Source organism: Gordonia sp. ALPHA1B1, assembly GCF_005502615.1.
GTDB lineage: Bacteria > Actinomycetota > Actinomycetes > Mycobacteriales > Mycobacteriaceae > Gordonia > Gordonia hongkongensis.
Genome location: NZ_SCOC01000012.1, coordinates 14497 through 37580 on the forward strand (window position 1 = coordinate 14497; position 23084 = coordinate 37580).

Annotated in this window: 18 protein-coding genes and 1 pseudogene; 12 read left to right on the forward strand and 7 right to left on the reverse strand. The window is 69.6% G+C overall.

The genetic code is table 11. The features are described 5' to 3' along the window. Positions 1–38 precede the first annotated feature (38 nt). The 3 genes from FFS52_RS10245 (at position 39) to FFS52_RS10255 (ending at position 2494) form a co-directional block, all read left to right on the forward strand. Positions 39–782, forward strand: a complete 744-nt coding sequence (locus FFS52_RS10245) for a FadR/GntR family transcriptional regulator (protein ID WP_137809611.1) — start codon at positions 39–41, stop codon at positions 780–782. Continuing rightward, the gene (locus tag FFS52_RS10250; protein ID WP_137809612.1) at positions 782–1501 is read left to right on the forward strand and encodes a sterol desaturase family protein; all 720 of its coding nucleotides are present in this window, start codon (positions 782–784) and stop codon (positions 1499–1501) included. Before FFS52_RS10245 ends, FFS52_RS10250 begins: the two co-directional genes overlap by 1 nt. Positions 1502–1576: 75 nt before the next feature. Beyond that, positions 1577–2494 carry an NAD(P)-dependent oxidoreductase gene (locus tag FFS52_RS10255; RefSeq protein ID WP_137809613.1) on the forward strand — a complete coding sequence of 306 codons (918 nt, stop codon included), beginning with the start codon at positions 1577–1579 and terminating at the stop codon, positions 2492–2494. Positions 2495–2618: 124 nt separating this feature from the next. Here FFS52_RS10255 and FFS52_RS10260 read toward each other — a convergent pair whose 3' ends face one another. Continuing rightward, positions 2619–3383, reverse strand: coding sequence for a pirin-like bicupin family protein (locus FFS52_RS10260; protein ID WP_058252248.1), 765 nt, complete (start codon positions 3381–3383; stop codon positions 2619–2621). 204 nt (positions 3384–3587) lie between these two features. Here FFS52_RS10260 and FFS52_RS10265 point away from each other — a divergent pair, with 204 nt between their 5' ends. Then, positions 3588–5225, forward strand: a complete 1638-nt coding sequence (locus FFS52_RS10265; protein ID WP_137809614.1) for an NTF2-like N-terminal transpeptidase domain-containing protein — start codon at positions 3588–3590, stop codon at positions 5223–5225. Between the two features lie 27 nt (positions 5226–5252). Here FFS52_RS10265 and FFS52_RS10270 read toward each other — a convergent pair whose 3' ends face one another. Both FFS52_RS10270 and FFS52_RS10275 read right to left on the reverse strand, forming a co-directional pair. Next, positions 5253–5720 (reverse strand): DUF3054 domain-containing protein, encoded by a 468-nt coding sequence (locus tag FFS52_RS10270; RefSeq protein ID WP_058252246.1) that lies wholly within the window; start codon positions 5718–5720, stop codon positions 5253–5255. Positions 5721–5726: 6 nt separating this feature from the next. Further along, on the reverse strand, positions 5727–6992 hold the full coding sequence (locus FFS52_RS10275; protein WP_137809615.1) for a YbhN family protein: 1266 nt from the start codon (positions 6990–6992) through the stop codon (positions 5727–5729). A 115-nt stretch (positions 6993–7107) separates the two neighbouring features. Here FFS52_RS10275 and FFS52_RS10280 point away from each other — a divergent pair, with 115 nt between their 5' ends. Genes FFS52_RS10280 through FFS52_RS10290 form a run of 3 tightly spaced genes read left to right on the forward strand, consistent with a single transcriptional unit; the run spans position 7108 to position 10341 of the window. After that, complete coding sequence (locus tag FFS52_RS10280) at positions 7108–8433, forward strand: AI-2E family transporter (protein WP_137809616.1); 1326 nt, start codon at positions 7108–7110, stop codon at positions 8431–8433. Continuing rightward, on the forward strand, positions 8430–9641 hold the full coding sequence (locus FFS52_RS10285; RefSeq protein WP_065630330.1) for an ATP-binding protein: 1212 nt from the start codon (positions 8430–8432) through the stop codon (positions 9639–9641). Before FFS52_RS10280 ends, FFS52_RS10285 begins: the two co-directional genes overlap by 4 nt. A 22-nt stretch (positions 9642–9663) precedes the next feature. After that, positions 9664–10341: a response regulator transcription factor gene (locus FFS52_RS10290; protein WP_058252243.1), complete on the forward strand. Its 678-nt coding sequence runs from the start codon at positions 9664–9666 to the stop codon at positions 10339–10341. Between the two features lie 43 nt (positions 10342–10384). Here the strand turns inward: FFS52_RS10290 and FFS52_RS10295 are convergent. From FFS52_RS10295 to trmB, 4 genes and pseudogenes are all read right to left on the reverse strand, one after another. Beyond that, positions 10385–11738 (reverse strand): annotated as a pseudogene (locus FFS52_RS10295) (aromatic acid/H+ symport family MFS transporter). Positions 11739–11887: 149 nt separating this feature from the next. After that, positions 11888–15148, reverse strand: coding sequence for an MMPL family transporter (locus tag FFS52_RS10300; RefSeq protein WP_137809617.1), 3261 nt, complete (start codon positions 15146–15148; stop codon positions 11888–11890). A gap of 220 nt (positions 15149–15368) precedes the next feature. Continuing rightward, entirely contained in the window at positions 15369–16040 is a 672-nt protein-coding gene (locus FFS52_RS10305; RefSeq protein WP_137809618.1) for an NYN domain-containing protein, read from the reverse strand. After that, entirely contained in the window at positions 16033–16824 is a 792-nt protein-coding gene (gene trmB, locus FFS52_RS10310) for a tRNA (guanosine(46)-N7)-methyltransferase TrmB (RefSeq protein WP_058252240.1), read from the reverse strand. Before trmB ends, FFS52_RS10305 begins: the two co-directional genes overlap by 8 nt. A gap of 223 nt (positions 16825–17047) precedes the next feature. Between trmB and FFS52_RS10315 the strand changes: the two genes are divergently transcribed. The 5 genes from FFS52_RS10315 to FFS52_RS10335 all read left to right on the forward strand — a co-directional run bounded on the left by FFS52_RS10315 (position 17048) and on the right by FFS52_RS10335 (position 22992). Next, positions 17048–17926 (forward strand): hypothetical protein, encoded by an 879-nt coding sequence (locus FFS52_RS10315; protein ID WP_137809619.1) that lies wholly within the window; start codon positions 17048–17050, stop codon positions 17924–17926. Beyond that, complete coding sequence (locus tag FFS52_RS10320; RefSeq protein WP_137809620.1) at positions 17923–19470, forward strand: hypothetical protein; 1548 nt, start codon at positions 17923–17925, stop codon at positions 19468–19470. Before FFS52_RS10315 ends, FFS52_RS10320 begins: the two co-directional genes overlap by 4 nt. Positions 19471–19475: 5 nt before the next feature. Next, positions 19476–19871, forward strand: a complete 396-nt coding sequence (locus FFS52_RS10325) for a DUF6802 family protein (protein ID WP_137809621.1) — start codon at positions 19476–19478, stop codon at positions 19869–19871. Between the two features lie 211 nt (positions 19872–20082). Beyond that, positions 20083–21909, forward strand: coding sequence for a phosphoenolpyruvate carboxykinase (GTP) (locus FFS52_RS10330; protein WP_137809622.1), 1827 nt, complete (start codon positions 20083–20085; stop codon positions 21907–21909). 75 nt (positions 21910–21984) lie between these two features. Continuing rightward, positions 21985–22992 (forward strand): esterase-like activity of phytase family protein, encoded by a 1008-nt coding sequence (locus FFS52_RS10335; RefSeq protein WP_137809623.1) that lies wholly within the window; start codon positions 21985–21987, stop codon positions 22990–22992. Positions 22993–23084: the final 92 nt, after the last annotated feature.

A 23084-nucleotide genomic window follows, 5' to 3' on the forward strand; every position in this document is an offset into this window, starting at 1 on the left:
ACTTGACCACCTGGCCTGCGGCGGCTTACGGTCGACGCATGCCCTTCGAGCCCGTGTCCCAGCAGAGCGCCCCCGAGATCGTCTTCGACCAGATCGTCGAAGGTGTCCTGTCCGGTGATCTGCCGGCGGGTGAGGCTCTGCCCAGCGAACGCGAGTTGGCGCGCATCCTCGGTGTGTCGCGGCCCACCGTGCGGGAAGCGTTGAAGCGGGTGGCGGCCGCAGGCCTGGTCTCCATCCGTCAGGGCGATGGCGCACGGGTCCAGGACATCGCACGCACGGGCGGTCTCGATCTGTTGCCGCGCTTGCTCATCCGGGGCGGTGCGCTTGTGCCGAGTGTCGCGCGCTCGATCGTCGAGGCGCGCGCCGCGGTGGGGCCGGACGTCGCGGGTCTCGCCGCGAAGCGGGCGACAAGCGACCACATCGAGAGGCTGTCGTCGGTGCTCGCCGACCTCGCCGTCGAACCGGACCCGGTCGCCCAACAGGTCGTCGCACTCGAATTCTGGAGCACGGTCGTCGACGCGGCCGACTCCATCGCCTTCCGTCTCATGTACAACTCGCTCCGCGCCGCGTACGAGCCTGCGGTTCCCGCGCTCGCATCGATGCTGGAGCCGGAGGTGGGGAACATCGAGGGCTATCGAGCGGTCGTCGATGCGGTCGGTACACACGATCCCGAACGCGCGGCGACCGCCGCTCGTGAACTGCTCGCTCCCGCGACGGCGTCCCTACTCGACCTCTGCCGGGCGCTCGAAGACGCCGAATCCGTTCCCGGAGAGGAGAGCTGATGTCTGCCGACGACATCGACGCCACCGCCCGCAGGCAGGTCGCCGCCGAAGAACGACGCATGCGGTCCCGCAAATCGACGACCTTGCGCGGCGCATTCGCCGAGTTCCTGCGACACCCATCGCCCTGGATGATCGCCGCATTCTTCCTGACCTCGCTCGCGGCGCGGTTGTGGTTGAGCGGCTGGGGTATTGCCGACCTACTGGTCCCCGTCGTGATGATCGCGACCTTCCCGCTGGCGGAATGGCTGATCCACGTCTTCGTGTTGCACTGGCGGCCGAAGCGGTGGGGTCCCATCACCATCGATCCCCTGGTCGCGCGGAAGCATCGGGAACATCACGCGAACCCCCGGAACATCCCGCTGGTGTTCATTCCGTGGCAGGTGCTGGTCACGGTCGTCCTCGCGGCTGTCGCGGTGGGGCTCGTCGTATTCGCCAGTGCAGAACGGGGTCTCACGTTCATGGTGACGCTCGCGGCGATCGGACTGGTCTATGAATGGACGCACTATCTGATCCACTCCGACTACCGGCCGCGCCACGCCTACTATCGCCGGCTGTGGCGGAATCATCGCTTCCACCACTACCGCAACGAACACTACTGGTTCGCGGTCACCACGGCAGGCACCGCGGACCGGTTGTTGCACACCTATCCCGACCCCGAGACGGTCGAGAAGTCCCCCACCGCAAAAGACCTACATGCGCTGACGCAGTCGGGGGACTGACGGCGAACCACATGTCGGTGCGGTTTGTCCCGGTAACCGGGACAAACCGCACCGCGATCCGGGATACTCGCCCGCATGCGGGTATTCGTCACCGGCGGTACGGGGGCCATCGGGGGATACGCGGTGCCCGCATTGGTCGCCGCGGGACACGACGTGCGTGCGCTGGCGCGCTCGGATGCCGCCGCTTCCGCGCTCCGTGCCCACGGCGCCGCCCCGATTCGGGTGTCGCTGTTCGATCGACACGGACTCGCCCAGTACTTCGACGGCTGCGGCGCGGTCGTCAATCTCGCGTCCTCCCTTCCGGGGACCGCCTCGTTCGTCCGGAAGTCGGCCTGGGCGGACTGTCATCGCATCCGGCGGGAGGGCTCGGCCGCGGTGGTCGACGCCGCACTTGCCGCCGGCGTGCCGCGGGTGGTGCAGGAATCGGTTGCCATGGTGTACACCGACGCCGGTGACCGGTGGATCGACGAGGAGTCGCCGGTCGACCACTATCCGATCGCGGTGGGCAACCACGCCGCCGAGGCCTCGGCCCGCCGGTTCACCGATTCGGGTGGGGTCGGCGTGGTGCTCCGGTTCGGGTTGTTCTACGGCGTCGGCGCCGCCCACAGCGAGCAGCTCATGGCGCTCGCCCGACGCCGGATCGGTTTCCGGGCCGGCCGACCCGGTGCCTACGTCTCGTCGATCCACCTCGCCGATGCCGCCGACGCCGTGGTGTCCGCACTCGAAATCGGTTCCGGCACCTACAACATCGTCGACGACCTACCGGTCACCAAGAAGCACCACACGGCTGCCCTGGCGGGTGCGGTCGGCAAACATCCGTACGTGACCGGTCCCGGCCGGGCCGCCCTCCTGCTCGGCGAACGCACCACGTCGCTGACACGTTCGCTTCGGGTGTCCAACAGACGGTTTCGGTCGGCGGCAGATTGGCGACCGCGGTACGCCTCGGTGTGGGAGGGGTACGCGCAGATGGCGCGGGATCTCGTCGCGGCCTGAGTTCGTGACGTTCCGCCCTCACTGCCAGACCTCGAACTCGACCGCCAGACTTCGATCGAAGTCTGGCGGTCGAGTTGAAATCCATACGTCGCCGGCCGGACCACGGGAGGGGCTGGTGTCCGGTTCACGCACCACCCAGCCCGGCGGCCATCGACCACACCAGCACCTCGGCGTCGGAGTCGTCGCCGGCGCGGATCGGGAACGACGCGGAGTCGACGCCTCGGAGGGCGTCACCCGGGCCCAGAACGCCGATCTCCCGGACGCCGACCCCGTCGACCTCGATCTGTCCGTGCACGACGAACAGGTGGGTGAACCGGGAAGCGGGTACCTCGACGGTCTCGCCGGGGCGGAGTCGCGCCGCGAACAGGGTGGCGCCCGAGTTGGCGACGGAGACCGCGGCGTCGACATCGGCGACGCCCGACGCGATCGGTACGAGTCCGCCCGCGGCGAGTCGGTCGCGGACATCGGCCTGCGCGTACGACGGCGCGAGGCCGTGGCGGTCGGGCATCAGCCACATCTGGACGTAGCGGACGGGCTCGGTGCCGGCGTCGGGCAGGTCGGGCCATGAGTCGTTGCGCTCGGAGTGTTCGACGCCGGTGCCCGCGCTCATCCGCTGTACCAGGCCGGGGTACAGGACACCGGAGTGCCCGGCCGAGTCGCGGTGGACCAGCGTCCCCGCGACCACCCACGTCACGATCTCGCTCTCCTGATGGGTGTGGAGATCGAAGCCCGCGCCGGGTGCGACGACCTCGTCGTTGACGGCGAGCAGCGCGCCGAAGTGCGTGTTCGACGGGTCGTAGTGGTCGCCGAAGGAGAAGCAGTGCCGTGAGGTCAGCCAGTCGGTGGCGGTGACCGGACGATCGTCGCCACGGAAGACGGTGAAAACCATGCGCCCATTGTCGCAGTGCGGCAAGGTGAGGGCGGTCGGGGACGGCCGGGTCCGGGATCTGTCGACGTCGGTCCTCGGACGGCGATCGCGCACGCCGCGGAGTGTCAAAAGTCCCGTGGGCGAGATGAGTTCGTGACCGGCTTGATCCCCGAATGGAAGCTGGCGGCGTCGATTTCGAGTGTTACACGAGTGAAAATTGTCGTCATGAAGATCTGGGTCAAGCGCGCGACGACAGCCGCTTGTGCCGCGGTCACGTGCGCGGTCATGGTGAGTTCCTGTGGGTTCGCCGGTTCGACCGACACGGGCGCCGCTGCCGCCATCGACGCATTCGCCGACGCCCTCAGCCGCCAGGACGCCGGCGGGGCCGCCACGTTCACCACCGCACCGGGACAAGCCGGTGACAGTCTCACCACCACTCTGAGACAGATGGATGCCCAACGCGTCGACGTCGACGTCGAGAATCCGGTCGAATACAGCGACGGGACCGCGACCTTTTCCGTCACGACCACGTGGAACTGGGACAAGGGCCGCGTGTTCGAATCGACCAGCGGTGGTACCGCGCGGAAGCTGTCGTCGGGGTGGAAGGTCACCTGGGACCCCGCCATCCTGCACGCCGGCCTCGCCGCCGGTGGCACGCTGCGCGAGATCCGCACCGACGCGAAGCCGGCGCCGACCGTGCGCAGCCGGACCGGCCGGATCTTCATGTATGCCCAGCCGGTCAACGAGATCGTGCTCGACCCAGCCCGCACCTCCGACCTGAACGCCTCGGTCCGGGCCCTCGCCAGGGTGATCGCGCCGATCGCACCCCTGATCACCGGCCAGGTGATCCGCGAGAAGCTCGACGCGGCGCCGGGCAGGGCCATCACCGCGGTGGGTCTGCGCGACTCCGACATGGAGGTGCTGGCCGGCGACCCGCGTCGGGTCCCCGGTGTCGTGGTCAACCGGTCCGACCAGCTGGTGATGGCGGACCGGCGCCTGTCCTCCCCCCTCGAGGACGGGCTGACCAACTACTGGCAGGCCATCCGCGACGCCACCGCCGGGTGGCAGGTCGAGATGCTCGGTCCGGGTGCCGCGCCCCGCAAGTTGGCCGGCGAGCAGGGTCCTCCCGGACCCGACGTCCCGACCACCATGGACCAGGGCGTCCAGCTGTCCCTGGGCGACGCGGCCGTCGAGGTCGGTCAACCCGCGACGATCATGACCCTCGACGCGCAGACCGGTGCGATCACCGGGATGGCGCAGAACTCGTACGCGATCGACAGCGCCGTCGACCTCGACCAGCCCTATCCGGTCGGCACCACCCTCAATCCCGTCTTCGATGCGATCGGGCGAGCCGTCGGGTCGGACCAGCAGCGTGGCGACGAACTGCTCGACCGGCTCGGGCTCGGCGTCCAGTTCACGGTGCCCGGTGCGAGCGTTCCGACCGCTGACCGTCCCGGGATCGCGACCATCGACTACCGTCCCGGCTCGAGCATGATGTCGATGACCAACATGGCCGCCTTCGGTGTCGCCATGGCGCGTAGCGCCTCCGGGCAGTCCTCGTCGGTGCCGCCGTTCGTGCTGAAAAACGTGCCGACGAAGATCGCGGGCGGCGAGCTCGGCGGGCTCGATCCGGCCGTCGTCCGGCCGGTGCTGCAGGCGATGACCGCCACTGCCGCCACCGGCGACGCCAGTGACCTCACCCGCGCGCCGGGACTGCGTGCCCTCGTCGGCACCAACGGCCCCGAGGGGCCCGGCTGGTTCGTGGGGCTCCAGGGCGGTCAGGTCGTCGTCATCTACACCGAGGGACCCAAGTCGGGGACCGCCGCACTCCAGGTCGCGCAGAAGTACTTCACGATCAAGTAGGTCTGCGAACGCTCGCGACTCTCGTCGTCAGGCGGCGGCGCGACGACCGAGGTAGGCGAAGACGGCTCGCCAGCCGAGCAGGAAGAGCGCGAGCACCACGGCCGCGACGATGACGAAGCTGACCGCCACGCCCTGGCTGAGGATGAAGCGCAGGATCATCGCGACGGTCACCGTGCAGAACCAGATGACGAGACCGACCGGGACGACCCGGTCCGGCCGGAAGTCGTGACCGAAGAAGTCGCTCGACCGCACATGCGCGTAGACGTAGGTGATCGACCAGCCGGCCGCACAGCCGGCGAGGAACGGCCACAGCGTGTGCAGCACCGAGGTCAGCGCATAGCCCTCTTCGTGACTGGCCCGGCCGATGAGGACGAAGACCGTGATCGCCACGGCGTCGAACAGGGCGGCGACGGGACCCGTCGCCGTTCCGCGCGCCGGCGAGGACCCCGTCTCCGCCGTCGCGTCGGAGCCCCGGTCCGTCTTCGAGCTCAGCATGGTGGATTACCGTACCGGGTCCGACGGCGGATCGGTGTCGGACGTTCGTGCGGAGTCCCCTCGTTGCGGGTTGTCGGGTCCGTCCGTGGGCGGGGCCCCCGGGCCCGGCGGTTCGACACCATCCGGCGGCGGGATGGGGAGCGCCGTACCGTCGGGCGTCGTGGGCGACGGGTCGTCGGCCGAGCGTTCGAGGGCGTCGGCGTCCCGCTCGACCTCGTCGATGAACGTGTCGTCGCGCTTGATGCGGTTACGGAACATGAGACCGATGACCACCCAGCCGATGCCCGACACGATCACATAGCTGATCAGCCGGTAGATGAGGACCGCGGTGATGGCGTCGGCGGCGGGCATGCCGGCGCTGGTCAGTGCGGGGACGAGCACCGCGTCGACGACGCCGATGCCGCCCGGCAGCAGGGGGATCGCCGAGCCGACGGCCTTGCCCGCCGCGTAGGCGACCATCAGTCCGGAGATGCTCGGGTGGGCGTCGACCGCCCAGCAGGCGAACATCAGGCACCCGACGTCGGCGACCCAGTTGAACAGGCTCCAGCCGAATGCGACCGAGGTGTCGCGCTTGGTGAGCTGCACCGCCCGGAGCTGTTCGAGGGTCTCGAACAACTTCTCGGTGCCGTGGTCCTCCGGCTTGTTCCGGAGTTGGTTCACCCAACCCAGGACTCGAATCCCGGTGCTCTTCAACGATTCCGGATGACTGGCCAGGTACTGCAGGACCACCGCGACCGCGAGGAACCCGGCAACGGAGAAGACGACCGAGAACGGGCTGGTCTTCGCTCCGGCCAGGAGGGCACCGCCGAACCCGAGCACCGCGAGACCGATGCCGGCGAGCAGGCCCGACATGACGACCTGCCACGACGCGATGACCGGTGTCGCACCCCACTTGCGGGTTTCCCGATAGGTGAACGCGGGGGCGAGGACCTGGCCGCCCGGCATCGTCTGGCTCAGCGAGTTGGCCGCGAGGATGACCGACAGGGACTTCCACTGCGTGACCCGCAGGCCCGCCGAGCGCAACAGTGCGCGCTGGACCTGGGCGAAACTGTCCATCGACAGCATCGCGGCGACGAGACACGCCGCGACCCAGTGCCACTCGATCTCGCCGATACGCAGCCAGGCGCCCCGCAATTCGGGCCAGATGAGAACGACTTCGACGGCGAGGATGACCAGGACGACGGTGAGCAGGACCCATCGGACCCACCAGAACCGAGGACGGGTCACCGGGGCTGCCGCGCCCCCCGGCGAGCCAACATCCTCCGACGACATACGTGCCACCCTAGGGTAGGGGGGCCGATGTCGGTGACGACCCCCGTCGGCGACCTGCGCAATCGGGGGTGTGTACGGACTCCTGTCACCGAGGCGCAGCACTAGTGTGACTCTCGTGACCGAAGCCGAACGAGCCGACCGGCCGCGCGACGTCCGGGACCTCGCGTCCATCGACCGGGCGAAGGTCCATCCGCAGGTACGCGCGGCGGCGGAGTGGGCGTGGCGGCTACTGCTCCTGGTCGCGGCCGCTTACGTCGCGACCAGGCTGTTCCGGGAGTTCGAGGAAGTCCTCGTGCCGGTCGCCCTCGCCATCTTGATCTCGGCGATGCTGGTTCCCGGGGTCGACGCACTCGACCGGCGCGGTCTGCCGCGTTCGCTGGCGGTGATCGTCAACCTCGTCGTCGCGATCGGGTTGCTCGCCGCCGTCATGACCTTCGTGGTCCGTGAGTTCATCGACGGTGTTCCCGAACTCGCCGAGCAGGTCACCGTGACCGTCGAGAAGACCAGGGAATGGCTCATCAACGGGCCCCTCGGGCTCGATCGCGACCAGGTGCGCAACTTCGGCACCGACACGCTCGACTTCATCCAGCACAACCAGGACCGTGTCACCAGCGGTGCGCTGGCCACCGCCACCACGGCCAGCGAGATCATCACCGGCGCCCTGCTGACGTTGTTCCTGTTGATCTTCTTCCTTTACGGCGGTGGTCAGATCTGGCAGTTCTCGGTCAAGCTCATCCCAGAAACCAATCGGAATCGGGTGTGGGAGGCGGGTATCGCCGGTTTCGGCACACTCGTCGGGTACGTCCGGGCGACCGTCGCGGTGGCCTTCGTCGACGCCTGCGGTATCGGGATCGGACTCGCCATCCTGCAAGTGCCCCTGGCGCTTCCGCTGGCCTCGCTGGTCTTCCTGGGCGCCTTCATCCCGATCGTCGGTGCCCTGGTCACCGGCACGCTGGCGGTGCTCGTCGCCCTGGTGACCCAGGGCTGGATCGCCGCGGTCGTCGCCCTCGCCATCGTCGTCGGTGTCATGCAGCTCGAAAGCCATGTGCTGCAACCGTTCCTGCTCGGGCGTTCGGTGCGCCTGCATCCGGTTGCGGTGGTGCTCGGGATCGCGGCCGGCCTGGTGTCGGCCGGCATCATCGGTGGTCTGCTCGCGGTGCCCCTGATCGCGTTCTTCAACACCGCGATCCGACGCCTGAAGGGGGACTCGACCGAGCCCGTGGACGGGCGCCCGGGGGTCGTCGCCGAGCCGGATTCACCGGCGTGGGACACCGACGATCCCGACGCCGCGGCCGAGACGCTCGCACGCGAGGCCCCCGGCACCCCCTCAAAGGCCGGGAACCCAGGATCGGAACGCCCGGCGGATGGTCGCCGGGACGAGGTCGAGACCGACCGCGAGGGCAGTGACCGGGACGGGGACGGTCGGGGCGCGGGAACGTGACGCGCCGGTGGTCGGGGCTCGAGGTCGGCCCGCCGGACCGGGACACCGATCCGGATCGTCTGGCACGCGTCATCGACGACGACCCGGTCGGTCCGCTGTGGCGGGGCGCCCAGATCTTCCGGCTGCTGTCCTATCTGTACGCACTCGGCTTCCACATCGCCGTCAATCCCGACCTCGACCGCGGCGGCGTCGCCTGGGTGCTCTTCGGCCTGCTCTCCGCGTGGACGCTGGTCAGCGGGATCGGCTACTTCGTCGGGTTCGCGCGCAACCGGGTGTGGGTCGGTGCCGAGGTGCTCGTCGTCTGCGCGCTGATGTTGTCGACGTCGTATGTCGCCGGCGCGGAGTGGGCGTGGAACAACCAGACCTGGCCGACGACGCTGTGGGCCACCAACGCGGTCATCTCGGTCGCGATCCTCACCGGCCCGGTCGGGGGGATCGTGTCGGGGCTGATCATCGGCGGCACCAGCACCTTCGTGAAGGGCGAACTGAACCTCGACTTCGGTCGGAATGCGACCATCATCGTCATCGTGGCGACCGGCATGGCGGTCGGGCTCGCGGCTGCGAACGCGCGTCGGGTCCAGGACCAGCTGTCCCGGGCGGCGCGGATCGCCGCGGCTGCCGAGGAACGCGAACGGCTCTCCCGTGAGGTGCACGACGGGGTACTCCAGGTGCTCGCGCTGATCGCGCGTCGCGGACGCGAGATCGGCGGTCCGACAGGTGAACTCGCCACCCTCGCGGCGGAGCAGGAGCGTACGCTGCGTCGGCTGATCTCCGACACGGACGAACCCGTCGCCGCCGACCCCGATGCGCAATGCAGCGTTGATCTCGCCGCCGCCCTGCGCGTCTTCGCCGACGCGCGGGTGTCGGTGAGTGCTCCCGCGGACCCGGTCATGGTGTCAGCGCAGAAGGGCGCGGAGATCCGCGCGGCGGTGGTCAACGCGCTCGACAACGTCGTGAACCACGCCGGTCCCGGTGCGCGTGCGTACATCCTGGTGGAGGATCTGGGGCGGGACGTCGTGGTGAGTGTGCGAGACGACGGGATCGGCATCCCGGACGGCCGGCTCGCCGAGGCGGTTGCGCAGGGACGCGTCGGGGTGTCGAAGTCGATCGTCGGACGGATCGAATCCCTCGGCGGCGCCGCGCGCCTCGACACCGAACCGGGTGCGGGTACGGAATGGGAGTTCACCGTCCCGCGGGACGAGAGCTGAACGGCGAAGGGGAGCATCAAGTATGAGTGCAGGCCGGAGTGACGAGGGGCGGGCGCCGCTGCGGATCATGGTCGTCGACGACCACCCGATCTGGCGAGAGGCGGTGGCCCGCGATCTCGCCGACGAGGGATTCGACGTCGTCGCCACCGCGGACGGCGTGGGCAGTGCCGGTCGACGTGCGGCCGCCGTCACCCCCGATGTGGTCCTGATGGACATGCAGCTGACCGACGGCACCGGTACGGAGGCGACGACGGCGGTCCTGGAGGTCTCGCCGAAGACCCGCATCCTCGTGCTGTCCGCATCGGGTGAGCGCGACGACGTCCTCGAGGCCGTGAAGGCCGGGGCCAGCGGCTATCTGGTGAAGTCGTCGTCACGCGAAGAACTGGTGGACGCGGTCCGGGCGACGGCCGACGGCCAGGCGGTCTTCACCCCGGGTCTCGCGGGGCTGGTGCTGGGCGAGTACCGGCGCATGTCCCAGCAGCCCGACGCCGCACCCGCCGCGCCCGCGCTCACCGAGCGTGAGACCGAGGTGCTGCGTTTGGTCGCAAAAGGACTGAGCGCCAAGCAGATCGCGCGGCGCCTCGACCTGAGTCACCGGACCGTCGAGAACCACGTCCAGGCCACTCTCCGCAAACTCCAGCTCGGCAACCGCGTGGAACTGACCCGCTACGTGATCGAACACGGCCTGGACGAGGACTGAGTCCTCGACCAGGCCGTGTTCGACGGTGGCGGGTCCCGCCGGGTCACTCGCTGACGGCGAGCCCCGAGGTCGTCAGCGAACCGCTCGCGGGCGCGTCTGCCGGCTTGGGTGACTTGACCAGCATCGTGGCCGCGGCACCGATGAGCGCGATCCCGGCGAGGAGATGGAACGCGGTGGCCGAGGAGATCCCGGCGCCGATCAGCAGGCCGCCGATCACCGGACCGAAGATGCCGCCGAGTCGACCGAAGCCGGCGCACCAGGCCACGCCGGCGGCGCGTGCCTCGGTCGGGTAGAAGTTCGACACGAAACCGTAGATCAGGACCTGGGTGCCGATGGTGCCGGTACCGGCGACGGCGACCGCGGCCAGCAGCACCGGCAGCGGGAGGGACAGGGTCAGTCCGATGAGTGCGAACGTCGCCAGGCAGAACGACGTCGCGACGACCTGCTGCGGTCCCCGGCGGTCGGCGAATCGCGCCGCGATGAGTCCGCCCACGATGGCGCCACCGTTGAGGACCAGCAGGAACGACAGCGAACCCTTCGCGTTGAAGCCGCTTTCCTTCATGATCTGCGGCAGCCATGTGTTGAGACCGTAGGTCAGCAGCAGGCCGACGAAGCTCATCACGCCCAGCAGCAGGGTCGGACCGGCGAAGCGACGCGAGGCAAGGACCGCGAAACCGACCTTCTCGGCTGCGGCGGGTGCGGTGGCCGCGACCGGCCGAGCGGGGCCGACGTGGATTCCGGTGCGCGCCGAGACCGCCTCCGCGTCGGCGAGACGACCCCGGGTGGCGAGCCATTGCGGCGACTCGGGCATCCGCAGCAGCGCGAGGGGCAGCAACGTGACGAGGGGCAGTGCGCCGACCCAGAACAGTCCGCGCCAGCCGGCGTGGTCGGCGAGCACCATCGCCAGGATCGCGGCGAGCACGCCGCCGGCCGGAACACCGCTGTAGACGATGGCGTTGAACAGGTCTTCTTCGCGGGCGGCGCGAACTCGGCGACCATCGCGCCGGCGGTGGCGACCAGGCCGCCGATTCCGATGCCGGTCAGGAATCGCAGGATGCCGAACGAGGTCAGATTGGTGGCGAGGGCTGTCGCACCCATGCCGACCGAGAACCAGATGATGTTGAACAGCATCATCCGTCGGCGACCGACCCGGTCACCGACCGCCCGGCCAGCAGCGCGCCGATCATGACGCCGATGAGCGCGTAGGAACCCAGCGCCCCGGCGGTGGCCGGGGTGAGCTGACCGAGTTGGGCCGGGTCGTCGAGCAGGGTGGGCAGGACCGTGCCGTAGACGACGAGGTCGTACCCGTCGAAGACGATTGCGATGGTGGCAAGGGAGACGACCCAGAGAACGCTTCTGCGATGCTCCGGCGACGTCCAGGTGGTGGATGAAGTCATGCGGCTGTCCCTCCAGCGTTGATGTGCTGGCAGACATCATGCGCGGGATGTGCGGTAGGTCACATCAGCGCAAAGCCCAGTGCCGACCCATCCCGGATTGATCGTGACTCGCGATCAATCCGCTTACGAGACCCGTGGCCGCCGAGCGGTCACTTCTGTGAGCGGCTCCGATTCAGCAGTTCCTGGACGCTGATCTGGCCGTCGTCACCGGTCTCGTCGGACCGGGCGTGCCGGTCGGTACGCGGCCGCCGGCGACGGTTCGGCTCGTCGGCCGGGCGATCCTGCTCACCCGAGGCCGGACCGGCGTCGGGTCGCGCGGCGGCCGGGGTCGCATCGGCGCTGAGTCCGCGCTCCATCGGCGACGGACCGTTGCTGCGCCGACTCCGAGACGACGGGGTCGAGGTCTCCGGGCTGACCGAGGCGGCCAGGGGGCGACGACCGGTCTCGTCGAGCGCGGGCCGGCGTCCGAGCGGTGAGCGCTGGCCGGTCGGCTCCGGCGTCGGCCGGGCGGTTCCGGGATTCGGCCGCCCGGTCTCCGGCACCCGTGGCGGCGCGGACGGGGGAGTGACCGTCGGACGGTCCCCGTTCTCCGAGCGAGGTGCGGGGTCGCCGAGTCGGATGCCACCCTCGCCGAGGCTCCAGCCGCCGGTGTCGGGACGATCGCCCTTCGACACGGTGGAGCGGCGGTAGGGCGTCGCGGGGCGGCGTCCGGCCGGCTCGGGGGTCCGGGCACCGGGAGCGGGCGTCGGTCCGACGCGCGCCGGCGGAGTGCGCGGCGGGGTCGGCGCAGTACCCGGGCGGCCGGTGGTGGTTGGCGGCGGACCCGAGGGGGACGGCGGAGTCGGGGTGGGCCCGGAACCGGTGCGCTGGTCGGGGGCCTGACCCGCCGGGCGGCCGTTGGTGAGCGGTCGGTCCGGGGCGGGCCGCGCCGGTGCGGCGGGGCGACCGACGGCGCCCGGGACACGACCCCGGGCGGGGACCGCGCCGGCGGCGACCGGTTGCCTGCGTGCCGCGGCCATCACCGAGGTCGGCGCCTCGGCCACCACGGTGCCCGCACTCATCGGACGGGCGCCGGCACCGGCGTCGCGCTGTTCGTCGGGTTCGTCGTCGAGGACGGTCTCGCCGAGGCCGATCTTGCGCTGGACCACGCGCATCCACCGCGGTGCCCACCAGCAGTCGTCCCCGAGCAGCTTCATCACCGACGGGACGAGCAGCATGCGGATCACCGTGGCGTCCAGGATCAGCGCGGCGATCATGCCGAACGCGATGTACTTCATCATCACGATCTCGGACAGGCTGAACGCGCCGGTGACCACGACCAGGATCGCGGCGGCCGCGGTGATGATGCCGCCGGTGTGCGCGGTGCCGCTGCGGATCGCCTCGGTGGTGCTCGCGCCCTTCTGTCTGGCCTCGACCATGCGGGAGAGCAGGAACACCTCGTAGTCGGTCGAGAGGCCGAACACGATGGCGATGATCAGCACGAGCACCGCTGCGAACAGCGGGCCGGGGGTGAAGTTGGCCAGCTCGGCGCCGTGACCGTCGACGAAGATCCACGTCAGGATGCCGAGCGTGGCACCGAGACCCAGGGCCGTCATGAGCGCGGCCTTGATCGGCAGGACGATCGAACCGAACTGCAGGAACATCAGCAGGCCGGTGATGAGGACGAGCATGACGGCCATCAGCGGGAGCCGTTGCATCAGCGCGTCGATCGAGTCCTGGGTGAGGGCCGGGGTACCCGAGACGTACATCGTGAGGCCCTCGGTGTCGATCGCGCGCAACTGCTCGATCGCCTGGGCGGCGGTGTTCCGGTCCACCAGACCAGCCGACACCTGGTAGACGCCCACGTTCGGGTACCGCTCGGCGTCGAACGACCCGAAGTCGGACTTGTCGGCGTCGCTGAATTTGTTGGTGAAGCCGGGGACCGCGTCGGCGCGTTGCGCGATGGCGTCGAGCTTGTTCTGGTCGGCCTGGCTCGACTCGTCGTAGATGATGACGAGCTTGATGGCCTCGGTTCGCTCGCTCGGGAAGTATTCGTCGAACTTCTCCTGCGCGACCCGGTTGGGGTTGTCCGGCGGCAGGAACTTTTCGCTGATCCCGCCGAACTGGATGCTGCCGAACGGGATGATCAGCGCGAGTAACAGGAGCACAGTCGGGACCGCGGTCTTGACCGGGTGCTTCATCACCCACGTCGCGAGTCGGCCCCAGAAGCCGTTCTCGACTTCCTGGCTGGTCTTCATGCGACCGCTGAACCGGTTCTCGATGGCCGCTGCGCGGTCCTCGCCGGAGAAGCGGCGGGCCAGCGGGACCGCGGTGTACTTCATGACCGTGCTGATCGACAGCATGTTCACGCGGGGTCCGAGGATGCCCAGGATCGCCGGGAGGACGGTGATCGACAGGATCGCGGCGAGGGACACCGATGCGATCGCGCCGTAGGCGACGGATTTGAGGAATCCCTGCGGCATGATCAGGAGACACGCCAGGGCGGCGACGATGATCGTCGCGGAGAAGACCACCGTCTGACCGGCGGTCATCACGGTTCTTCGGACCGCGGCCTTGGTCGAATAGCCTTCACCGAGTTCTTCGCGGAAACGCGACACGATGAACAGGCCGTAGTCGATCGCGATGCCGAGACCAATCAGCGTGACCACCGACTGCGCGAAGATGTTCAGCTCGGTGGTGAGCGCCAGGATCTTCATGATGCCCAGCGAGCCGGCGATGGTCAGACCACCGATGAGGACGGGCAGACACGCGGCGACGACGCCGCCGAAGACGAAGAACAGCATGATCGCCACCAGCGGCAGCGCGAGGACCTCGGCGCGGTGGATGTCCTTGTCCATGCCCTCGGCCATCGATCCGGCGACCGGTTGCAGACCGGCGAGCTCGAAGGTCGTTCCGGGCAGGTCGAAGCGCTCGGGTATGTCCTCGAAGAACGGTTCGATGGTCTTGTAGTTGTTGAGGACCGTCGTGTCGTCGTTGCCGGCGACGCCGATGCTGATGAAGGCGTGTCTGCCGTCCTCGGTGAACAGCCGCTCCTGCAGCGTGCTCTGCGCGGGCTGGACGAGGAACGGGTCGTACAGACCGGGATCGGCGCGTCCGACGATGTCGGGGTGCGTCGCGATGAGGTCCTCGACGAACGTCTCGACCTTCGCGCCGAACGCCTTGTCGTCGACGCGGGTGCCCTCCGGCGGGGTGACCAGCAGGATGATGTCGGACGTGTGGTCGCGCCCCAGCGCCTGGTCGGCGTAGCGCGCACCGGTGTCGGACTCCGACGTCGGATCGAACCAGCCGCTCTGACTGAGGTGCTTGCCGAGATCGAGACCGTACAGCCCGAGTCCGGCCATCATCGCGATGAGCACCGCGATGACGAGGAAGCGCATTCGGTAGACGAATGTGCCGATGAACCGGAACACGCGATGTCCTTTCGTGTACGACTGGTCGGGCCTCTTCGGCGCCGTCGTCTCGGGGCGCCGGTGGCGATTCTGTCAGTTTCCCGAAAGATCCTGACAGTGTTGCCTGAGTGATCCCTGAGGCGTGGGCCTCGGGGTCACGTGCGGGCACACCCGCATCGGCGTCGGATGCCGGGTCGCGGACCGTCGCCCGACGACCCCGGCAGGGCCACGACGCCGCAGGTCAGCGCAACAGGGCGCTGAGCGGGCGGAAGGGTGTGAGCCAGGCGCCCTCGTCCGGCAGGGAGTCCAGGCCGATGCGTGGCAGCGGCTCGCGGAACACGCCGGGGATGTCCTCGAGATCGATGAACTCCAGTTCTTCGGTGCTCAGTGCCCAGCTGGCGTGCTCGCGGAACCCGATGACGGTGACGGGCACCCCGTCGCCGACCACCTCGAGCAGCGGTTCGCGGAATGCCTGACCGTCGGCGGACGCCACGATCACGCCGGCTAGTCCAACAGTGTGCCTGCGAAGTTCGATGTGGTCGAGCATGTCGGAGTCGACATCGCTGTCGTCTGACAGCTTCGGCTTGGCGAACACGGCGAAACCGACATTACGGAGAGCGTCCACCCACGGCCGGACGACGTCGGCGCTACCAGGGGCGATGTTGGTGAACACGGTGGCCTCGGGCTCGACCGCGCCGCCTCCGTCGGTGAGAGCGGACACATCTGCGGTCCGCTGCAGCAGCCACCGGCCCAGGGCGTCGAACCGGGGACGGTGCGCGGCGGTGGGGCGTCCGCCGAGCAGGGCGCCGAGGCCCATGTCCATGTTGGGTGCGTCCCACAACAGCAGCATGCGGCGCGTCCCCGTCTGGCCGGAGATGGTGTCGGCGAAGCCGGTCGGGCTGTGGTCACTCATGGCGGGCTCCCGTCGGGGTGTCGCCGGTCGAGGTGGCCGGCGGGATGGGCCGCGTGTAGACGAACTCGCTGACGTAGCGGCCCTCGCGCTCCGCGCGTCCCTCGAACTTCGTCGTCGGCCGCTGCAGCGAGATCGGCGACTCCCGCGTCAACTGCACGACGTGGGGGCGGTCGGCGTCCTGGGTGGCGAGCGCCTCCGCGATCCACTCCGCATAACCGGCGTGATCGGTCGCGATGTGCAGCACCCCGCCCGGGACTAGCCGGTCCGCGATCAGTTCCAGTGTGCCGGTCTGGACGAAGCGTCGCTTGTGGTGACGCGATTTGGGCCACGGGTCGGGGAAGAACAGCCGCACACCGGTGAGGCTCGACGACGGGATGAGCTCGGTGAGGACGATGGCCGCGTCGCCGCGGATCAGGCGGACGTTGGTCAGGCCGTTGCGGTCGACGAGGCCGAGGAGCTGGGCCAGGCCCGGCTTGTAGACCTCGACGGCCACGACGTCGACATCCGGTTCGGCCTCGGCCATCGCGGCGGTCGAGATGCCGGTACCGCTGCCGATCTCGAGGACCTTCGGGGCCTCGCGCCCGAACAGTTCGGTGAGGTCGAGTTGCGGCTCGGGGACCCGCTCCGGCCCGATCTCGAGGTCGCGGCCCAGCACCGGCCACAGGGTCTCCCAGTTGCGCTGCTGACCGGTCGTCAGCGTGCCGCGGCGGAAGCGGAAGCTCGTCACGCGGGGGTACAACCGGGACCTGTCGGGGCTGTTGTTCACGCGTCCATCGTTGCGCATCGTCCCGTCGCGGCGAAGTCGCGGGGGAATGGCGGCCCGGACGGCAGCGGTGCGGACGCGGACCCGTCCGGCCCCGCGAGGGGATGTGGAGCTGTCTCCGCCGTTCGCCCCGATCCCGATTATTCTCGGCCCTGTCGCGGTTCACGTGCGCCGATGCCCGGGGTGGCGGTGCGGTGGACGCGGGTCGTGGGAGGCGCAGGGGTCGGATGGCGAGGAGGCTGCGGTGGGGGCACCGGTGAACGGTGGCCGGCGTGGCGTGCCCGCCGGGAGCGAGTTGTGGACGGCCGCCGAGCAGGGACGACTCGTCGACCTCGTCGACCCGGTGTCGCCGCTCGTGCCCGTCCTGGCCGGCGCGGGCCGGCGTTTCCTCCGTCCGTTGCACGTCCAGGTCGTCGGCCGGCCCGGGACCGGTCGGGACACGATGGCTCGTGCGCTGCGAGAACGACTGTCGCTCACCGTGATCGGGCCCGGTGAGGACGAGCAGGGGGCCGCTGACACCGATCTGTGGGTTCTGGTCCTGGCGGGACCGCCGCGGCGCGCCGACCGCGAACTCTTCGCGTCCCTCCCGGCCGACCGTGTGCTCGTGGTGCTCGGGAAGGCCGACACGCACGGCGACTGGGATGCTGCGGTCGAGGTCGCGGCGTCGTGTGCCGGGCGTCTGGACACGCCGGTGTACCCCGTCTCGCAGTTGCTGGCCTGCGCCGACCTCGACGACGCCGAATTCGCCGCGCTGGCGACGATGGCGGCCGCAGGCGTCGGCATGCCGTCGATGGCCGGCCGGTTCCTCGTGGGACGTCCGGGTTCCGACGAACGGCTGATGCGGCAGGGTTTGCTGCGCCGGCTCGACGCCTACGGCATCGACACCGCGCTCGCGCTCATCGAGTCCCGTTCCGCCGTGGCCGCGAACGCCGAGGCCCTGAGCCGGGCGCTCCGCGACGCCAGCGGCGTTCCTGATCTCGCGGGACCGATCGGGGAGCGAGTCGACCGGATTCGGCATTGGCGTGAGGTCGAGTTGCGCGCCCGGTTGGAGGAGGCGGCCGCGGCGGGCGTCGACCGCGCCGGTGCCGAGCGACTTCTGGCCGGGGCAGGAGCGGGCACATGACCGACACGGCACTCGCCGCCGCGCGGGAGCTGACCGGCTTCGACGCCATCGGGGTCGACGCGGGCACCGACGTGCTGGTCGTCGGGACCGACGGAGTGGGCGTCCGCACGCTGGTCGAGGCCTGCCGGGCGCTCGCCCCGGACCTCGACATCGTCGCCCGCGGCGGGCGCTCGGGTGCGTCGGCCGGTGCGGCGGTCGTGGTCGTCGACCCGTCGTCGTCGGTCGGTGAGGAGGAACGTCTCCTCGTCGAGCAGATGCGCGCGCAGGTCGGGACCGTGGCGATCGTGTGCACGAAGATCGACGCGTTCTGGGAGTGGCCGCGGACCGTGCGCGCCCACCGGGCCGTCCTCGACCCGTTCGCGACGCTGCCGCTGTTCGGGGTGTCGTCGGTCGCGGCCCTCGAGGGTGCGGTGGACGAGTCGGGGATCGACGCCCTCGTGGAGTGGCTGCGTGAGACGACTGACGCGCCGGGCGTACTCCGCGCCGAGCGGGCAAGGCTCGCGGCGGGCCTCGGGGCGGTCGAGCACCTCCTCGGCGCGCCGGCGAGCGGCGCCGACGAGGCGGCGTCCGCACAGGTTGCCGTCGATGATCTCCTGGCCGTGCGTCGCGAACTGGTCGCCGCACGTGACCGCGGACGCCCGGACCGGTTGGCGGCCGTGCGCGCCGGACTCGCGCGCGTCCGATCGCAGACGTCGGCGGAACTGCACGCCGGGGTGCGCGATCTGGCGGCGTCCGCCGCCGGCCACGCTCCCGCCGCGAATTCTGCGTACGGCGCCTGGGTCCGTACCGGCTGGGCCGCCCTCGCCGACGGCGTCCGTCGTCGCGCCGACGAGCGCGTCGACGCGGTCCGGTCGACCGCCCTGGTGGGCCTGGACGCGGAGCCGTCGGCGGACGAGGACTGGCCCGCGGTACCCCTCCACACCGAGCGGTCGAGCGGCCGGGCGCGGCGCGCAGGCGCCGAAGACGCGTTGGTGGTCGTCCTCGGGGCCTCGACCGGTCTGGGTGTGGGACGTCTCGTCGTCGCACCGATGGAGTCGGTCCAGACGTTGCAGTGGGTCAGCATGCCGCTCGCCCTGATCCTCGGAGTCGCGGTCGCGGCGTGGGTGATCCGTGTCCGGCGCAGTGCTGCGGAGCGTTCCGATCGCGAGGCACGCACCGCCGAGCTCCTCGCCGAGGCGCGGGCGACACTCGATCACCAGCTCGCCCTGCGCGTCACCGCGGCCGAGACCCGGATCGCCGGCCAGATCGCCCGGGCGCACGAACGCCGTAACCGAGAGGTGGCGGCCGACGTCGCGCGCCTCGACGAGGAGATCCGCCGACTGCGCAGCGGGGTCGGCGTCCGCGACGCTCGAACCCGTCGCGAGCGCGCGGCGGAGATCCGCCGTGAGTTGGTGGCGCGGTCGGAATCGCTCTGGGCGGTCGCCTCCCGCACCGACGACCCGGGTGAGGAATCCGACGATCCGGCGGGACGTCGGGACGACCGAGGGCATGACGACGGAACGGCCGGGGTCGCCCGGGCCGGCCACGACGACGGGAAGCAGTGATCTCGATGGACCCGATGTTCCCCGACGACCTTCCGGACCCGGCCCGCCCGGAGGAGGCCTCGCTGTTCGGCGCGGCCGAGGGCGCCGACCCGCACTCGGTCGACTCGGTGGCCGAACTGCACGAGACACCGGCGTCCGACGATCTCGACGATCACTTGTGGATGCACGACGACGGCCGGATCTGGGATCTCGGACCCGCCGAGGTGGACACCGACAACGACGGCATCAACGATTCGCTCACCCGCAACGGGCCCGACGGGTTTACGGTGTACACGGACAGCGATCGGGACGGGCAGGTCGACAAGATCACCGAGATCGGTGCGGACGGCGAGTTCCGTTCCGCGGTTCTCGACCCGGATACCGGCCAGTGGATCTCCGGCGGATCGGGACGAATCGGCTGACACGTGACCGGCGCCCGACCCGGCCCGTTCCGCGCCGAGACCGAGCGCGTGCGATCACCAGGGACTTTTGTCACCTGTCCGTCGGGCGTGGGATAGACCGCACCTGGCGAACCCCGTGACCTAGCGCCCGCTCGGTGGACGTATCCTTGACCGCGAGACGACCTGACAGGTGGCCATTCAAGCGGCCACCACCTCGGAGGAGGCCCCAACGATGACCGCAGCCACCATTCCCGGACTGGACCCGAGTAGCGCTCCGACGAAGCACGCGGGACTGCTGGCCTGGGTGGCCGAGGTCGCCGAGCTGACCCAGCCCGACCGGGTGGTGTGGTCCGACGGCAGTGACGAGGAGTGGGAGCGCCTGACCGCCGACCTCGTGCAGGCCGGCACCCTGGTGAAGCTGAACGAGGAGAAGAAGCCGAACTCCTTCCTCGCCAACTCCGACCCCGCCGACGTGGCCCGCGTGGAGTCGCGGACCTACATCTGCTCGGAGAAGGAAGAGGACGCCGGCCCGACCAACAACTGGGTCGATCCCGCCGAGATGCGTTCGACGATGACCGAGCTCTACCGCGGCAGCATGCGCGGCCGCACGATGTTCGTCATCCCGTTCTGCATGGGCCCGCTGGACTCCGACGATCCCAAGCTCGGTGTCGAGATCACCGACTCCGAGTACGTCGTGCTGTCGATGAAGATCATGACCCGCGTCGGCCCCCGCGTCCTGGAGATCCTGGGCGAGGACGGCTTCTTCGTGAAGGCGCTGCACTCCGTCGGTGCGCCCCTTGAGGACGGCCAGGCCGACGTGCCGTGGCCCTGCAACACCGAGAAGTACATCACCCACTTCCCCGAGACCCGCGAGATCTGGTCGTTCGGATCGGGTTACGGCGGCAACGCGCTGCTCGGCAAGAAGTGCTATGCCCTGCGCATCGCCTCGGTCATCGCCCGCGACGAGGGGTGGATGGCCGAGCACATGCTGATCCTCAAGCTGACCAGCCCGGCGAACAAGGTGTACTACATCGCCGCGGCGTTCCCGAGTGCCTGTGGCAAGACCAACCTCGCGATGCTCCAGCCGACGATCCCCGGCTGGAAGGCCGAGACCGTGGGCGACGACATCGCCTGGATGCGCTTCGGCGAGGACGGCCGGCTGTACGCGATCAACCCCGAATTCGGTTTCTTCGGTGTCGCTCCTGGCACCAGCTACGACTCGAACCCGAACGCGATGAAGACCATCGAGGCCGGAAACACCCTCTACACCAACGTCGCTCGCACCGACGATGGCGACATCTGGTGGGAGGACATCGACGGCCCGGCGCCGGCGCACCTCACCGACTGGCTCGGCAACGACTGGACGCCGGAGTCCGATCACAAGGCTGCGCACCCGAATTCGCGCTACTGCACCCCGATCTCGCAGTGCCCGTCGCTGGCCGACGAGTGGGATGACCCGAAGGGCGTGCCGATCTCGGCGATCCTGTTCGGCGGCCGCCGCAAGACCACGGTGCCGCTGGTGACCGAGGCCCGCGACTGGCAGACCGGTGTCTTCATGGGTGCCACCGTGGGCTCCGAGCAGACCGCCGCGGCCGAGGGCAAGGTCGGCACCGTGCGCCGCGACCCGATGGCGATGCTGCCGTTCATGGGCTACCACGTCGGGGACTACCTGCAGCACTGGGTGAACATCGGCAAGAACGCCGACGAGTCGAAGCTGCCGAAGGTGTTCTACGTCAACTGGTTCCGTCGGGGCGACGACAAGCGCTTCCTGTGGCCCGGATTCGGCGAGAACAGCCGCGTGCTGAAGTGGATCATCGAGCGCATCGAGGGTGAGGCCGAGGGTGTCGAGACCCCCATCGGCATCGTCGCGAAGCCGGAGTCGATCGACGTCAGTGGTCTGGACGTGCCTGCGGAGGACGTCGCGGAGGCGCTCGCCTTCAATCCCGACGAGTGGCGCGAGGAGATCCCGTCCATCGAGGAGCTGTTCGACTTCGTCGGCGAGAAGCTGCCGAGCTCGTTGCGCGACGAGCTCGACGGTCTGAAGCAGCGCCTGGCCTGACGCGGCCTTGCTGCGCGGTTCCGGGGCTGAACGTACGGATGGGTCTGAAGTGACGGTTGAGGTATCGTGCCCCTCATGAAACTACGTCTGTGGGGCGCCTCGGTCGCCGCTGCCTGCGTGCTGGGACTGGCGTCGTCGGTCGCGGTCCAACCGGCTTCGGCGACACCGTCTTCCGGGGCCGGGGTCACGGCGTTCTTCACGGATTCGACGACGATCGGGAACGGGCTTCCCACCGTCAACCGGATCTCCGGCATCGATCGGACCGGTAACGGCAACTACGTGATGATCGCCGAGGACGTGCTCCCGGCACGCTTCTTCACGGCGTCGATCGGGTACACCTCCGTGACCGCGTCCTTCATCGGACAGCCGCGGATCAACGGCGGCGGCACGGTCCTCGGCCCGTGGTTCCTCCCGTTGCTGCCCGGACAGGCCCAGTTCGAGGGCATCCGCCAGTCCGCGGGCGGTTACACGGTCGTCAGCGGCGGCAACAACCAGTTCGTCCGGCAGATCGGGCCCATCGGACAGGTCCTCCGCGACCTTCCGCTCCCGTCGGTGTGGCGCCCGTCGTCGAAGTCGGGTCTGGCAGGTCAGCGCGGACTGACCGGCGTGGCCGTCGGACCCCAGGGTCAGGTCAGCGTCCTGACCGCCGGCGGACTCCGGCAGGACGCCGCACGATCGGCCCGTCTGCTGACCTTCGGCAAGACCAATCGCGAGTTCGTCTATCGCACCGACGCCAACAAGGTGGCCGCCGATGTGCTGGCCATCAACTCGACGGACTTCCTCGTGCTCGAACGTGGCCCGGGCAAGCTGTCGAACATCTTCTGGACGACGACCCGGGGCGCCACCTCGGTGACGAACAAGAAGAAGCTCAGCGGACGCGAGAAGGCGATGACCAAGCGCCGCATCTTCTCGACCACCGCGACGCCGCACCTGCTCACCGGCAACATGTCGGGACTCGCCTGGGGTAACTGGCACCCCGACAACCCGTTCGCGAAGACCCGTACCCGCACCCTTCTCGTGGTGTCGGACAACGTCGGATCGCCCAACCGCCTCCACTCCTTCGAGGTCCAGATCCCGAAGTAGACGCCACGGCAGTGCCCAACGTCACTGCCGTCAGGGTGGGGTCAGGGTGTTACCTGATGGCCAACCGGCGCAGGATTTGGCACCGTTGAGGG

What these genes read in the sequence shown, in the direction of transcription:
- FFS52_RS10245 (WP_137809611.1), top strand. Translation starts at nt 39, where the DNA reads ATGCCCTTCGAGCCCGTGTCCCAGCAGAGCGCCCCCGAGATCGTCTTC.
- FFS52_RS10250 (WP_137809612.1), top strand. Translation starts at nt 782, where the DNA reads ATGTCTGCCGACGACATCGACGCCACCGCCCGCAGGCAGGTCGCCGCC.
- FFS52_RS10255 (WP_137809613.1), top strand. Translation starts at nt 1,577, where the DNA reads ATGCGGGTATTCGTCACCGGCGGTACGGGGGCCATCGGGGGATACGCG.
- FFS52_RS10260 (WP_058252248.1), bottom strand. Translation starts at nt 3,383, where the DNA reads ATGGTTTTCACCGTCTTCCGTGGCGACGATCGTCCGGTCACCGCCACC.
- FFS52_RS10265 (WP_137809614.1), top strand. Translation starts at nt 3,588, where the DNA reads ATGAAGATCTGGGTCAAGCGCGCGACGACAGCCGCTTGTGCCGCGGTC.
- FFS52_RS10270 (WP_058252246.1), bottom strand. Translation starts at nt 5,720, where the DNA reads ATGCTGAGCTCGAAGACGGACCGGGGCTCCGACGCGACGGCGGAGACG.
- FFS52_RS10275 (WP_137809615.1), bottom strand. Translation starts at nt 6,992, where the DNA reads ATGTCGTCGGAGGATGTTGGCTCGCCGGGGGGCGCGGCAGCCCCGGTG.
- FFS52_RS10290 (WP_058252243.1), top strand. Translation starts at nt 9,664, where the DNA reads ATGAGTGCAGGCCGGAGTGACGAGGGGCGGGCGCCGCTGCGGATCATG.
- FFS52_RS10305 (WP_137809618.1), bottom strand. Translation starts at nt 16,040, where the DNA reads ATGAGTGACCACAGCCCGACCGGCTTCGCCGACACCATCTCCGGCCAG.
- trmB (WP_058252240.1), bottom strand. Translation starts at nt 16,824, where the DNA reads ATGCGCAACGATGGACGCGTGAACAACAGCCCCGACAGGTCCCGGTTG.
- FFS52_RS10320 (WP_137809620.1), top strand. Translation starts at nt 17,923, where the DNA reads ATGACCGACACGGCACTCGCCGCCGCGCGGGAGCTGACCGGCTTCGAC.
- FFS52_RS10325 (WP_137809621.1), top strand. Translation starts at nt 19,476, where the DNA reads ATGGACCCGATGTTCCCCGACGACCTTCCGGACCCGGCCCGCCCGGAG.
- FFS52_RS10330 (WP_137809622.1), top strand. Translation starts at nt 20,083, where the DNA reads ATGACCGCAGCCACCATTCCCGGACTGGACCCGAGTAGCGCTCCGACG.
- FFS52_RS10335 (WP_137809623.1), top strand. Translation starts at nt 21,985, where the DNA reads ATGAAACTACGTCTGTGGGGCGCCTCGGTCGCCGCTGCCTGCGTGCTG.